Annotated in this window: 11 protein-coding genes; 4 read left to right on the forward strand and 7 right to left on the reverse strand. The window is 42.7% G+C overall.

Annotated elements, in window-relative coordinates; genetic code table 11:
- Positions 1 to 20: 20 nt before the first annotated feature.
- The 3 genes from ACZ5OK_RS16835 to ACZ5OK_RS16845 all read right to left on the reverse strand — a co-directional run bounded on the left by ACZ5OK_RS16835 (position 21) and on the right by ACZ5OK_RS16845 (position 2,740).
- On the reverse strand, positions 21 to 929 hold the full coding sequence (locus ACZ5OK_RS16835) for a VOC family protein (RefSeq protein ID WP_425542198.1): 909 nt from the start codon (positions 927 to 929) through the stop codon (positions 21 to 23).
- A 72-nt stretch (positions 930 to 1,001) separates the two neighbouring features.
- Positions 1,002 to 1,619, reverse strand: coding sequence for a TVP38/TMEM64 family protein (locus tag ACZ5OK_RS16840; protein WP_343838934.1), 618 nt, complete (start codon positions 1,617 to 1,619; stop codon positions 1,002 to 1,004).
- Between the two features lie 77 nt (positions 1,620 to 1,696).
- Complete coding sequence (locus ACZ5OK_RS16845; protein WP_343838936.1) at positions 1,697 to 2,740, reverse strand: tellurite resistance/C4-dicarboxylate transporter family protein; 1,044 nt, start codon at positions 2,738 to 2,740, stop codon at positions 1,697 to 1,699.
- A gap of 313 nt (positions 2,741 to 3,053) precedes the next feature.
- On the opposite strand from ACZ5OK_RS16845, the gene ACZ5OK_RS16850 reads away from it, so the two are divergent.
- The 3 genes from ACZ5OK_RS16850 (at position 3,054) to ACZ5OK_RS16860 (ending at position 7,295) form a co-directional block, all read left to right on the forward strand.
- Positions 3,054 to 3,266, forward strand: coding sequence for a hypothetical protein (locus ACZ5OK_RS16850; RefSeq protein ID WP_343838938.1), 213 nt, complete (start codon positions 3,054 to 3,056; stop codon positions 3,264 to 3,266).
- 141 nt (positions 3,267 to 3,407) lie between these two features.
- Positions 3,408 to 4,343 (forward strand): Na/Pi symporter, encoded by a 936-nt coding sequence (locus tag ACZ5OK_RS16855; protein ID WP_343838940.1) that lies wholly within the window; start codon positions 3,408 to 3,410, stop codon positions 4,341 to 4,343.
- Between the two features lie 1,302 nt (positions 4,344 to 5,645).
- Positions 5,646 to 7,295, forward strand: a complete 1,650-nt coding sequence (locus ACZ5OK_RS16860; RefSeq protein ID WP_343838942.1) for a BCCT family transporter — start codon at positions 5,646 to 5,648, stop codon at positions 7,293 to 7,295.
- A 556-nt stretch (positions 7,296 to 7,851) separates the two neighbouring features.
- Here the strand turns inward: ACZ5OK_RS16860 and ACZ5OK_RS16865 are convergent.
- Both ACZ5OK_RS16865 and ACZ5OK_RS16870 read right to left on the reverse strand, forming a co-directional pair.
- On the reverse strand, positions 7,852 to 9,390 hold the full coding sequence (locus ACZ5OK_RS16865; protein ID WP_343838944.1) for a malate:quinone oxidoreductase: 1,539 nt from the start codon (positions 9,388 to 9,390) through the stop codon (positions 7,852 to 7,854).
- Between the two features lie 198 nt (positions 9,391 to 9,588).
- Positions 9,589 to 10,476 carry a LysR family transcriptional regulator gene (locus tag ACZ5OK_RS16870; RefSeq protein WP_343838946.1) on the reverse strand — a complete coding sequence of 296 codons (888 nt, stop codon included), beginning with the start codon at positions 10,474 to 10,476 and terminating at the stop codon, positions 9,589 to 9,591.
- A 149-nt stretch (positions 10,477 to 10,625) separates the two neighbouring features.
- On the opposite strand from ACZ5OK_RS16870, the gene ACZ5OK_RS16875 reads away from it, so the two are divergent.
- A complete protein-coding gene (locus tag ACZ5OK_RS16875) occupies positions 10,626 to 12,803 on the forward strand; it encodes a malate synthase G (protein ID WP_343838948.1) in 2,178 nt (725 codons plus the stop codon).
- Between the two features lie 460 nt (positions 12,804 to 13,263).
- Here the strand turns inward: ACZ5OK_RS16875 and ACZ5OK_RS16880 are convergent, their stop codons facing one another.
- Positions 13,264 to 14,658 carry an amidase gene (locus ACZ5OK_RS16880; protein WP_343838950.1) on the reverse strand — a complete coding sequence of 465 codons (1,395 nt, stop codon included), beginning with the start codon at positions 14,656 to 14,658 and terminating at the stop codon, positions 13,264 to 13,266.
- Positions 14,655 to 14,840, reverse strand: coding sequence for a hypothetical protein (locus ACZ5OK_RS16885; protein ID WP_343838952.1), 186 nt, complete (start codon positions 14,838 to 14,840; stop codon positions 14,655 to 14,657). Before ACZ5OK_RS16885 ends, ACZ5OK_RS16880 begins: the two co-directional genes overlap by 4 nt.
- Between the last annotated feature and the right edge of the window lie 79 nt (positions 14,841 to 14,919).

The raw sequence follows: 14,919 nt of genomic DNA on the forward strand, positions 1-14,919 counted from the left end.
TTTTCGAAGTAGGAGAATGATTACTTACCTTGATATGCTTCTACTAATTTTTCTATATCAAATTTTTTCATTTGGAGAAAGGCTTTTGTTAATCGATCCATCTGTTCGTCCGTCGCATTTGCCATCATTTCTCCCATCACTACTGGCCAGACTTGCCAGGAGACTCCATACTTATCTTTTAACCAACCACATTGTTCAGCTTCTGGATCTGAGGATAGTTTTTCGAAGTAATAATCGATCTCCTCTTGATTTTCACATCGAACTAACAACGAAATAGCTTCATTAAAATTAAAGTCATGTTGATGCGCACTGTCCATTGCGGTGAACCATTGATTCTCAAGCATAAAGTCTGTGTACATCATTGTCCCTTCTTTGTCTGGTTCCATGCCAGCAGGATAACGAGCCATCTCCCCTCGTTTTGAATCGTTGAAAATAGACAGATAAAAGTCACTGGCTTCTTCTGCCTTTCCGCAAACATCTTGAACAAACAACATGGAAGGTACAATAAATGGTCGTTCCTCGCCATCTGGGTTCGTGAGGATTAACTGCCATGTCAACCCGTACTTATCCTGTATCCATCCATAGCGTTTACTAAATGGGTATTCTTGAAGTGGCATTAACGGTGTGCCGCCTTGAGAGAGTTTTTCCCAGAGCTGGTCTAAATTTTCCCTGGCATTCTCGTCTCTTGAAGGATCAAAATTAACAAAAAAAGAAATCGATGGGGTGAATTGAAAATGTGGGCCTCCATTGATGGCCATGAATGAATAACCTGCAATATCAAATGAAACGACATCGCTATTTCCAGATGGGGTGTTACGTACTGTTGTGTTATTGGTGATGTCTGAATTGGGAAATATGGATGTATAAAATTCCGCAGCTTCTTGTGCTTCCTGGTTAAACCATAGATGGGGAACGATTTTTTGATTTATCACGAAATTCCCTCCTTTCTAATTATGATTATACATTAATTAACCTAACACCGTAATCATGGAGGGATTAATCTAAAACTGCAGGAGCTCATACAAATAATTCATCCCATATAAGGGAACCAGTGTATACAGTGTTAACGTAATCGGCTTACACAGAAGAAAATAAAAGATGAATTTCTTCAGCGTCATTTTGGTGAGTCCGGCAATCAGACAGATAAAATCATCAGGAAAGCCGGGAAATACCATGGAAATGGCAAAGAACCGCTCAAACCGTTTTCCCTCATTGACCCATCCAATATATTTTTCATACGTCTCATCCTTAACAAAATAACGGGCAAAGGCTCGACCATATTTTCTGGCAAGCCAGAAGTTTGCCAGTGACCCCAAAAAGATCCCCACAACATTTAAAACAGACCCGAGGCCAATTCCAAATAACATCACACCGACAACCGTTGTCACATTGCCCGGCAGCACGGGAATAACCACCTGAATAAAGGTTAGTGCCAGAAAAAGAAGCGGTGCGACACTGCCAAATCCTGAGATCCAATCCCGCACCCTTTCCGGATTTCCAAAAAAGTCACTTTTAATCACGAAAATTCCAATCCCGATAATGATGGCAAACCCGATCACACTAAATATCTGAACGATAGGCTTCTGATACTTTTTCAAGAAAATCTTTAATCGATTCATATGTATCTCTTTCTAATGGATAGTTTTATCTAATATTTTATGGGACTTATCTATCTGCTGTCCACTCATTGCACAGGTCACCAGCTAAAATGGGTCCGCATACGTCCATAGAGACGATGGAGCATTCCTGCAAAAACAATGATCCATGCGCTAATGGCAATATACACAAAAAATCCGGGGATAACCGTTAAAAAGGAAACTTCAATAGCCTGCGATAATTGAAAGGTACTTGTTGTGTACATAGAAAGCGGGAACACCATCCCCCAGTATTGCGGATCATATTTTAACGGGTCCCGATGATAGAAATGCTTCCAGATCATGAGAATAAACAATAAGGGAATCCACCATGTGCCAGTAATCCAGAAGAACAAGGTAAATCCCTTTAAAAAGGGCGTAATCTCATCAAGCAGGGCCCATTCGTTCGCATGAAGAATAAGAGTTGATCCCGCCAGTGTTGTAATGGCAACTGCCCCCATATTGATCCAATAAGGAGGTGAAAGAGAATCATACCTGAAGTCCACAAACGTAAATCGGTAGAAAATCAGGGTAATAATATTTAAATATAGCATACACCCTAAAAAATACATGCATAACGTAAAAAACAGAAGGATGTCCCGTCCATCTTCAATACTTGGCGAAAGAAGGGTCCCTAAGATGGAAAGGGATTGGGTGGCCACCGTAGCAATCAGCCAGGCCCCATTAATGCCCTTGGCGATGGACGGCTTATTTTTTCGTATAGTTACGGCTGTAAAGAAGTTATACATAATGACGACCCATAAAACAATAGCAAAAATCCATAAGTAGATAGCCACCGAAGAAAGCCCGGCAACTACAACCAGCTGACTTCCAAAGACGTTGGTCCCTGCCACTAAAGTAAAAAACCCCGGACCAAGAGTATGGCTCATCATATCGGCTTTGAATTTTGGAAAATAATAAATCACTCTTAATAATGTAAGGATCCATAAAACCACATAGGCTCCGGTATTAATATAAAGCAAGGTTTTAGAAATCCAGACCATTTCGAGCAAAAAGGAACCGATGGATAGGGCTCCTGTTGCCATAATAAAGGCAAAATAACCGGGAAACAGATTTTCTGCAAGCTTTTTTAAAAACGAAAGCATATAGAAACCACCTAATACACAAATTTCATCATTTGGAATTATATCACATTGCATCACGGAACCCTATTTCTGCCTAAAACAGCATCCATGGAATTTATTTAAAAAACGTAAACGTACGTACTGCCCTTACCGCTCATTTTCCTCAACCCTACCCACCTTATTCGATTGTGGCAGCTCATAACAGGATGACTCCCACTCCTTTTAAAATCTATTAGATTTACTAGTTTTCTGCGCAATTCTATTTTTTCTCTTATACCTGACCCAAGCATGTCCCTTGTATTTTCATATAGTGATGACTAAAGGGGGTGAAACTGTGATCGATGTTCTTCTTTATACCTTAGTTGCAGGTTTGTTTATGTATGAGGTCTATGTCATAAGAATGGCCATGCATCGTCAAAATCAAAAAGTACTGAATACCTTTACCAACGGGACCAGTACTCAGCCTGAGCCCGAAAATGTCAAGGCACGTCCTGCTCCGAAGCCTGTTTTTGCTGTGCAGGAGTCTGCCAGGCGCATAAAGGATTAAATAGAAATAAAGAAAATTAAATCACTCCTTTCTCATTATAGAGTAGGAATCTCCTGGTCCTACTCTATCTATTTCACAGCGATCCTATTTACGCTTCACCTCCTTTTTCTTTTTTACAAGCCAAAGAAAGAAGGTGAGAAATTGATTCAGACCTTGCTATTTATCCTGACATTAGGTGTATTTTTATTAGGAATGTATCTGGTAAGAACTGGTCTTTTCAACATGTCAGCCGATAAACTGAAAACTTGGCTTGCAAAACTGACCGATTCTCCATGGAAGGGACCCCTGCTGGGGACCGTGGTAACAGCCATACTGCAGAGCAGCTCTGCCGTATCCATTATTGTCGTCGGTCTTGTCGCAAGAAATATGCTTACCTTCAGTCAATCGATTGGAATTATCCTCGGTGCAAATATCGGGAACACCGTTACAACAGAGATCATAGCTCTGGACATTAACGCCATGATTATCCCTATGGCAGCAATCGGAGCCATTTTCCTGCTCATAAAAAGAGACACGATAAGGAACACCGGCCTGGCTTTACTCGGATTATCGGCCGTATTTGGTGCCATCTGGAACTTCAAAATGCTTGCAGCTCCAATTACAGAAATGGCATTCATAGATCAGTTATTCCTGTCCCTGGACAACAATCGCCTGTATGCTGTGTTAACCGGAGCCATTCTGACAGCTGTCATTCAATCCAGTACAGCGACAACAGGAATTACGATGGGCTTCATTGCTGCAGGGGTTTTGAATCTTGATACAGCTGTCGCCATTGTATTAGGGGCCAATATTGGAACCTGTATTGACGCATGGCTTGCCTCTATAGCAGGGGGAAGAGAAGCAAGACTTACCGCCTGGTCCCATATCTGGATAAACGTTTTCGGAGTCATCGCGTTCTTCCCATTCATCGGAGTTCTTGCCCATGTGGGTACAATGCTGGCCACACAGCCGGATGTACAGGTCGCCCACATCAGCGCACTCTTTAACGTTTTAAGCTCCCTGATTGCCCTGCCATTTGTTAACCAGCTGGCCAATATGATCACGAAAATCCATGGACGAAAACAGACCGCGGCATAGCTTGCTCAAAAAGTGGGACATCCCCTATATGAGGGGATGTCTCTTTCAACTCTATTTTCTCTCTTTCCATCCTCTTCCTTCGTCTCAGGAAGGAGGTATACGATGATTTCATTTCTGTCATTCCTTCTATTTTCAGGAGGATTGCTGTATGGAGTCTATCTGCTTAGATATGGTCTTCATCCCCTGACGTTTTATTCTTTTAAAACATGGCCTCGAACAAATACACCTTACAAATCTCCTCTTTAGCACAATGATTACACTCCTCGCCATCGCCATCAGTGCAATAACCACTATTTTGACAGTGTTCCTGTTTGTGATGGATTATGACTCTGTAAGATTGGAGTTTCCCTTGAGTGCATTCCCCTTTATCGGGGGCTGGATAGGCTATAATTTGGGAGAGACTTTCAGAATAAGCGATTTGTAATTAAATGGACATTTGAATGAAATGCGACTGCTATGACTATGTTTATTCCAATATGTAATTGATGATATTTTAAAAAGGAGTGCTATGCATGACATGCCGCACTCCTTTCTGTGTGATTGAATCCTTCTGTATGCTGCCGAACTACGATCACCGTCATCATAAAGGCTCTATGAATCATCTTTTCTTACCCTTACCGTTTTTACCCGCCTTCCTATGACCTCCTCCACACTGATTATTTTAAAATTTCGTCCACTCTTGACACATCTTCTCCATTCATCATCAATTCCTCAATTAAAGTACCTGAAGGGGTCTTCTCTAAAAGCATACAAAGTTCACGGGACATTCTGCCTCTCCTTTATCTGAGTTACTATATGCTATTCTATGTCGATAGATTTTGTTTGTGTGTTTGTTGATAGATAGTAGAAATCGATCCTGTCATTGCTTTCTCGTCTATAAGATTCATGATTGATCTGCCTTTAATCTATAACAACTACCTACATGCTGTTATCTTACTTTTAAGTATATATTTGCCATAAATGGGGCTATATTAGGCGATTGAAGAGATTTTTTCTTAAGTCAAAACAATTATTTTCAGAGGTTGAACCCTGATCGCCCCTTTAGAATTCAGGAGGGCCCAAAACCCCATGGTTACGCTATTTTGCTCAGGTATTCACAATTTAAATCTGCAAAAAGTCTTTTGGTTTAAATAAAGGAATCCGTCGAAATAAGTCTATATTTTCCGATATAACAATATATTTTTAACTATATTGGCCATTTACGCACAAATAGCCATATTCATCTATTTTCCGCATTTGTCTTTATGCCTGTTTATTCGTTATCTTTCTAAGGTTGAACATTTACATTATAAGGAGGCAACTATGTCTGAACAACAAAGGAGACAAAAAGGATTACGTTCATTTAGAGAAGCTTTAAAGACTCCTGTTTTTATTATATCACTGGTATTAGCCGTTTTATTTGTTGTAATCGGCATTACATTGCCTGATTTCGGTAAATATATGGATGCAACGTTTAATTGGATGGCAACAAACCTTGGCTGGTCATTTATTTTAGGAGCCAGCGCATTCGTTATCGCTGCTATTGCTTTAATTATCAGTCCGCTTGGTCAAATCAGGCTTGGAGATGATGATGAAGAACCTATGTATTCGACCGGTGCCTGGTTTGCCATGTTATTTAGTGCAGGAATGGGGATTGGACTTCTTTTCTGGGGAGTCTCAGAGCCGATAAACCATTATGACTGGCCCCCATACGGTGAAGGAGGAACAGCTGATGCTGTGCATATGGCATTACAGTATTCCTTTTTCCATTGGGGTATTCACCCATGGGCCATTTACGCCGTGGTAGCCTGTTCTCTTGCCTACTTCAGCTATCGTAAGGGACTGCCAATGATGCTAAGCTCAACCTTAGAACCACTGATTGGACGCGACAAAATAAATGGACCGATTGGAAACACCGTGAACATTATTGGAGTTCTGGCCACATTGCTGGGAATCTCCACTTCACTTGGTTTAGGTGTTATGCAAATTGGTCAGGGGCTTGAGAATCTGTTCGGCATTCCAAATACGACCGGATTATGGCTCATTATTGTGGTCGTAGTTACTGCCCTGGCAATCTTATCAACCACATCGGGCATTGATAAAGGGATTAAATGGTTAAGTCAAATTAACCTGAGTGTCGCCGGATTGCTCATGGTATTTATCCTGATCTTAGGACCAACTGTATTCATTTTAAATGCCATTACTCATTCAACCGGAAGCTACCTGCAGAATTTCCTTCAGATGTCATTTGGAATCGATGCAGCAGGAGAAGGCGCGGAAGGCTGGTATAACAGCTGGACCATTTTCTATTGGGCCTGGTGGATTGCGTGGGCACCATTTGTTGGTTCCTTTATCGCCCGGGTCTCCAGAGGGCGCACGATCCGCAGCTTTTCCATCGGTGTCTTACTCGTTCCAACAGCCGTAAGTATGGTCTGGTTCGGTGTATTCGGCGGTGCGGCTCTATGGGGACAGCATTTTGGAGAATTTAATATCCTGGATGCGGTTAAAATCGACGAAGCCCAAGGATTCTTTGCCTTATTATCAGAGTTTCCTTTCTCAGGCTTGCTGATTGCCATTGCCATGATTTCAGTAGCCGTCTTTTTCGTAACTTCTTCAGACTCTGGAACCTATGTTATTGGAATGCTGACATCAAAAGGAAACCCTCAGCCTCCAATCGGCTTAAGGGTTACATGGGGCGTACTGGAAGGAGCCTTTGCTGCGGTTCTGCTTCTTGCCGGGGGCTTAAGCTCACTGCAGACCGCTTCTGTTCTAGGCGGATTTCCATTTATGATAATCATGTTCTTCATGATCTACGCCCTGGTTAAATCCCTGCTAAAAGAGTCCAAAGAAGGATCACTCCCTGTGGAAAGAAGAAGAATCTTCAATGCTCTTGGGGATCTACAGGACGAGAAGAAAATACAGCAGGATATTATTAATGAAGATGAAATTGATGATGAGGACCGAGTATCATAAATTCCCATAAATATATATGTGAATTATAACGCAGCAACTGTGCGTCAACACATCCATTCCATTATGAACAAAAGCTCTCACTGAGTGTCAGTGGGAGCTTTTATCTCTCTTTTTCATACTAGTGATAACAGCTATTTCAAACGCTTTAGTAGCTGAACAAATTTGAAAGTTAATACTAATATTTATAATTGCAATACGCCTTACAAATACCTGCTTCGTTAATTGAATAACTCACGGGCCAGTAATGGTTCCTGTACTCTTATCTTCTCTTTATAAGGAAGACATTATCGTTGGATTAGCACCGTACCAAGTTTGGTGATCATTATGCACTGTATATGGTCGAATCCAGCTAACACCAAATTGAAACATTTGACATTAGTGTCCCTCCTTCTATGCAAAATAGCTTTGAATGGCTACTAATTAATTAAACAGAAAGAGGAGCTAATCCTGCTTGATTAATTCCTCTTTCTTCTTGAGTCATCAACGACTCTTCTTGTATCCTATTCTCATCTAATACATCTAATAGTCTTTTATTAAATTTATCATCTTTATTAGTTTAATTCGCCATATACGCTTCTGTTCTTTCAAGATGAAGAGCCTCATTTGCTGTAGACCGAACCTCACGCAGCAGCTCAGGGTTGTCCATTAAGGATTCCCCATAGGACGGGATCATTTCTTTTATTTTTGGCTCCCATTCCTCCAGCTGCTCAGGGAAACATTTTTGAATGACCTCAAGCATGACGTGAACAGCCGTGGATGCACCTGGGGAAGCTCCAAGCAATGCAGCAATGGAACCATCTTCGGCACTGACGACCTCGGTACCAAATTGAAGAGTTCCTTTTCCTTTTTCCTCCGTATCCTTGATGACTTGTACACGCTGGCCGGCGACGACCAAATCCCAATCATCAGACTGAGCATCCGGGATAAACTCTCTTAGCTCTTCCATACGTCTTTCTTTCGTTAACAGCACCTGCTGAATCAGGTACTTGGTTAACGGGAAGTTTTTCACACCTGCAGCCAGCATAGTAAATAAATTGTGCGGTTTGATCGACGTGAAGAGATCCAGCAATGAACCCGTTTTCAAAAACTTTGGCGAAAAGCCGGCAAAGGGTCCAAATAAAAGGGATCTCTTGTTGTCTATAAATCTGGTATCCAGGTGCGGAACCGACATGGGAGGTGCCCCAACCTTTGCTTTGCCATAGACTTTGGCATAATGCCTGTCTATCACATCAGGATTGTTACACACCATAAACAGACCGCTTACAGGGAAGCCGCCAATTCCCTTGCCCTCTGGAATGCCGGATTTTTGCAGTAAATGGAGACTTCCTCCTCCACCTCCAACAAAAATGAATTTTGCTGTATGATGCTCCACATTGCCGTTATTGTGGTTTTTTACCTTAAGCTCCCATCGGCCGTCCTGGGTACGCTTTATATCTTTGACACTATGTCCGTAATTCACTTCAACCCCTTGAGTCTCTAAGTGGTTAAATAATTTACGGGTCAGGGCTCCAAAATTCACATCCGTTCCCGAATCCATTTTGGTTGCCGCTATCGGCTCATCGGCTGTACGGTCATCCATAATCACCGGAATCCAATCCTTTAATTTTTCCGGGTCATCAGAAAATTCCATGCCCTCAAATAACGGATTTTTTGACAGCGCTTTAAAACGTTTCTTCAAAAAGGATACATTCTGCTCTCCATGCACCAAACTCATATGTGGGAGGGGCTGAATAAATTCCTGTGGATGCTGAATCCGATTCTGGTTGACAAGATAAGACCAGAACTGTTTGGATACCTGAAACTGTTCATTAATTTTTATGGCTTTCCGAATGTCAATCGATCCATCTGCTTGTTCCGGGGTGTAGTTCAGCTCACAGAGGGCAGAGTGTCCGGTTCCTGCATTGTTCCACTCATTGGAGCTTTCCTCTCCGGACTTGCTGAGCTTCTCAAAAACTTTAATATTCCAATCTGTCTCTAATTCTTTTAACAATGAGCCCAAAGTCGCACTCATAATTCCTGCACCAATTAAGATTACGTCTGTGCTAGTTTGTTGATTACTCATTTTTACCTTCCTTATCACTAAGATTGTAATCATGAAATCGTTATTCTCGTTAGGTATAACTAATTGTTATTCTACCTATAACCATATCATATTTTAGTATAATTATTAATACAATTTTTCTTATTCTCTGATAATTACGGAATCCGAGAACACCCGTTTAATCAGACGATAAGTGTATGTAACAGCACAAATAATGGGTGTTCCAGAATTATTACGTGCAGAAAAGTAAAGCTATGAATCAACCACCCGTTCAGACATGTGAATAAATTCCCGTACCGAAAAAGGCAGATACCGATTTTTACTCCAAATCATCCCCAATCCAAGATGCAGAGGGGATTCCTCCAGAGGAATTGTTCTGATTGCAGGATGAGAGATGTCTTCACAGATCTTCTTCGGCAGCAGGGCAATTCCCAATTTGGAGCTGACCATCTCCAGCATAAATTCCTTTTGTGAGCTTTCACAAACAATGGACGGAGAGAATTGATGCCGGGAGCATTCTTCAATAATATGATCATACAGGGAAAAGTCATTTCGATACAAAATAAAGGATTCGTCCTTAAGGTCACCGAAATACACATTTTCCTGCCTGACTAGAGGATTTTCGTGATGAACGACGAGCATGAGGGGATCCTTGACGATTTCCATTTTCTCAAACTCCTGGTTATTGTCAGGCAGGTTACACACCAGTCCGATATCAAGCGATCCTTCCTTCACTCCCTGTTTAATCGCCTTCGTACCCACCTCTCTTAACGTAAGGTCGATCAAAGGATATAGTTCTTTAAACCGGCTGATTAGCTTGGCAAAAAAGGCAGCCCCGACGATTGGTGGAATGCCAATACGTATTTCTCCCTTTTTTAATTCCATAATATCGGTTAGTTCAGCTGTCAGGTTATTAAAGGATTCCAGCACGTGCTTGGCATTCATGAACACCGCCTTTCCTGCATCCGTTAAGTAAACCTGCCTGGCTGCACGGTAAAACAAAGGCACCCCTAACTCACCCTCTAAATTTTTAATCGCTTTACTGAGGGACGGCTGGGAGACATGCAGGCTGGCAGCGGCTTTGGTAAAACTGGATTGCCTGGCTACCTCAGAAAAGTATTCCAACTGACGAATATCCATGTTCACCCCCCTTCCTATAGCTTATTGGAATAATACGTATTCAAAATATGTATTTTTGTTATAGGCTATCTGTATTATAAGATATAAATAACAGAATAAAAAGAATTGTCCTTCAATTTTGAAATGATAATTTTAAGGAGGCGAAGTGTGTGGGGAACTATGTGACAACCGGGAATTATAAGGTTGCTGAGGAATTGTATGAATTTATAAATCAGGAGGTTCTGCCCGGGACTGGTTTGGATCAGGATACGTTCTGGACAGACGTTGAACGTGTGATTGGTGAATTAATGCCCGAGAACCAGCGGCTGCTGGAGCATCGGGAAAAATTGCAGAAGGAGATTTCCCAGTGGCATAAAGAAAATAAGGGGAATTTTAACTTTGCTCAATACAAAGCATTTTTGGAAGAGATTGGGTACTTGGAGCCTGAAGTGAGTGATTTCAAGGTGACCACGCAAAACGTTGACGATGAAGTCACCATACAGGCAGGTCCGCAGCTGGTCGTGCCGGTGAATAATGCACGTTATGCCTTAAACGCTGCCAATGCCCGCTGGGGAAGCCTGTATGATGCCCTTTATGGATCAGACATCATCAGTGAGGAGGACGGAGCGGAAAAAACCGGCGCCTACAATCCGATTCGGGGGCAAAAGGTCATTGCCTATGCCAGGGAATTTCTCGATCAGGCTGTACCTTTAGCTAATCATTCTCACAAAGAAGCAACTGGCTATAAGATTTCTAATGGCCAATTATCTGTTTCTCTTGAAAATGGCGAAACTGCCAATCTTATGAACCCTGAACAGCTCATTGGCTACACAGGAAAAACAGATGAAGCATCCAGCATTTTGTTAAAAAATAATGATTTGCATATTGAAATTCAGATTGATAAAAACGACTCTATCGGGAGAACGGATCTGGCCGGTGTGAAGGATGTTTATATTGAGTCCGCCATTACAACCATTATGGACTGTGAGGATTCAGTCACAGCCGTAGATGTAGAAGACAAAGTACTCGTGTATAAAAACTGGCTGGGACTTACAAAAGGAGACTTAACATCCACTTTCTCCAAAAACGGAAAAACCATCACCAGATCCCTAAACCCTGACCGTGAGTATACGTCAGTGAATGGAGAAACCGTTACCCTGCACGGTCGCTCACTGATGTTCGTTCGAAACGTCGGGCATTTAATGACAACCAGTGCCGTTCTTAATGAAAAGGGCCAGGAAGTTCCTGAGGGGATTTTAGATTGCATCATTACAAGTCTGATTGCCAAGCACGACCTATTACAGACAGGGTCCTATCGAAACTCTTCTGAAGGCTCGGTCTATATTGTGAAGCCTAAAATGCACGGTTCAAAGGAAGTCGCTTTTTCCAATCAAATGTTTGAAAAAGTGGAAGACATGCTTGGTTTAGAACGAAACACCTTGAAAATCGGGGTTATGGATGAGGAACGCCGCACAACCCTCAACCTGAAGAATTGCATCAAAGAGGTTAAAGACCGAATTGTATTTATTAATACCGGTTTTTTAGATCGAACAGGCGATGAAATTCATACCTCAATGGAAGCAGGGCCAATGGTGCGTAAAAATGACATGAAATCACTAACCTGGCTCCAGAGTTATGAAAAGGCCAATGTCAGTGTTGGTCTGGCATGTGGATTACAGGGGCATGCCCAAATTGGAAAAGGAATGTGGGCCATGCCGGAGCTCATGAAGGATATGATAGAAAAGAAAATCGGCCAGCTTGAAGCAGGTGCCAATACGGCGTGGGTGCCATCCCCAACCGCTGCTACTCTGCATGCCCTTCATTATCATCAGGTTGATGTAAAAGCGGTTCAGGCGCAGCTGATCAATAAGAATGAGGATTACACCGATGACATCCTTACGATACCTATTGCCGAAAAACCCGACTGGACTCAGGACGAAATCCAGGAAGAGCTGAACAACAATGCTCAAGGTATTCTTGGTTATGTCGTTCGCTGGGTCGACCAGGGCATTGGCTGCTCAACGGTTCCGGATATTAATGACATTGGGCTCATGGAGGACCGTGCAACACTACGAATATCAAGTCAGCATATGGCGAACTGGCTCCACCATGGAATTTGTACGGAGGAGCAGGTCGTAGAAACCCTGAAACGAATGTCCAAAATCGTGGATGAGCAAAACGCAGGGGATCCTAACTATCAGCCAATGTACAATAACTTTGATCAGTCCGTTGCATTTCAGGCGGCTAAAGATCTCGTCCTTAAAGGTTATGATCAGCCAAACGGATATACGGAACCGATTTTGCACAAGCGCCGGTTAGAAGTGAAATCAAAAGTGACGGCAAACTAATCATTCTATAAGCTAAAACCATTGAACTCACATTGGGGCTGGGATATAAGTGTTTTCGCTAAAGGTAAATCCGAATAGGTGTAGGAACCACCGCTCCGGAAATATACTTCGCTTTCACCTAAGGGCACAAGTGCGACATCTACTCAAACTCCCTAAAGGTCGTTTTCGTAGTGTCTTCTTTGCCGCGGGCGGCTGGTAAGCCTCCTCCCGCGAAGAACAGGACGTTCAAGTGTCGGCGTTGGTACAGGACGTACCGCTTTTAGCCGACCAGGAGTCTACGTATATTTCCTCCGCTAAAGTGCCCTATATTCGGTTTATTACCAAGAACATTAGTTATGTCCCACCCTCTTTTTTATAATACAGAATTTTTTACTGAAATATTGCGGAGTACCAATCAGGAAAGGTCGCTACCACCTATGTTCTTACCGGCACAACCAATGAGGACATGAACCTGTGCGTCTCATGCCCTCGCTAATTTGATACTTAATGGATTGATCTTCTCCCACATACTTCCTACCTGCAGCAGCAGAGATTCCGAAAGATGATTTCCCATAAATTGCATACCAGCCGGAAGACCTCTCGAATTGAATCCCATAGGTACCGACAAACCGGGGATCCCCGTTAGATTTACAGGCGCGGTAAAAGGTAAACATTCTTTCACAACATGTAAGTTCTGATCGAGCCAGTTTTCACGAAATGCCGGGGTTCGAATCGGTATCGTGGGGCCAAGCATAATATCCACTTCCTTAAAGGCCTCTTGAATACCTTTAACCATCCTTCTCCTGGCTTGCTGGGCTTTGACATATTGCGGCGAATTCGTCAGTGAGCCCGCCAAAAAGAACGATCGGATATCTGCGGAATAGAGCTCTGAGTGGGTCTGCAACCACTCATGATGGAGAGCGGATGCTTCACCTGTTACAGTCAAATAACCGGCAAATGTAGACATAGAAAGCTCCGGAACCTCAATTTCCCTTACTTCAGCCCCTAAATGCTGGAGAGCTTTTATAGCATTTTGAAAAAGCTTTTCCACTTCCGGGTCCAATCCCTCAAGATAATAGGCAGGAACACCGATTGTAATGCCGTTCATTTCTTTGTTCAGATTTTCTGTATAATCAGGAATCTCCACCTTAAGACTTGCAGGATCATTGGGATCATACCCCGCCATATGATTTAGCATGAGCGCTAAATCTGATACGGAGCGCGCCATAGGTCCCGCCGTATCCAATGACCAGGCTGTCGGGAACACTCCATATGTGCTGACTAGCCCATACGTCGGCTTTAACCCGTATACACCACACATCGAAGCGGGCAAACGAATGGAGCCAAATGTATCCGTTCCAGTAGCTACCGTTGCAAGTCCTGCCGCTAAGGATGTTGTCCCGCCACTGCTTGAACCGCCGGGCATGTATTTACGATTCCAGGGATTTCGGGTCGTACCAAAGAACGGATTGGTGCCTGTTGAACCGGCTGCAAGTTCATGCATGTTTTGCTTTCCCAGCATAATTCCGCCTGCTCCCAGCAGTTTATCCACTGCTGTTGCATTTTTTTCAGGGACGGAATGGGCAAAGAGTCCGGATCCTACTGTTGTCCGTATTCCTTTTGTATCATAATTATCTTTTATCCCCATCGGAATTCCGTGAAGAGGTCCCTTATACTCTCCACGCATAATTTCGTCTTCCGCTTCTTTCGCCTGCTGAAGGGCTAAATCGGGAAGCGGGGTAATATAGGTATGGAGATCGGAATCAAACGTTTGGATACGATTTAAAAAATGCGTTGTCAGTTCCACAGGAGAAAGTTGCTTTGATTTGATGAACGAAGCAAGTTCCGATGCTGTCAGGAAGGCTGGATCTGTCATCGTATCACCTCCTTATCTACCACTGTTACAGGTACTTCCATATTTAAGTGCGGAAACACATGCAGAGATGTCTGGGCCTGATTCATCGTCAAAAGCAGGTTTTGGATATAAGGAATGTCAGTCGTATACACGGGCAGCCCCTGTACGTATAATCCCTGTCTGATAAAGGCTTCATCAATCATCCGATATACCTCCTTTGTGCGGGTATAATACCCTATGAAAGGGTAACGCTAATGTGCAAAGCCATAATATGTAATTTTG

It is taken from the genome of Salinibacillus aidingensis, assembly GCF_055393355.1.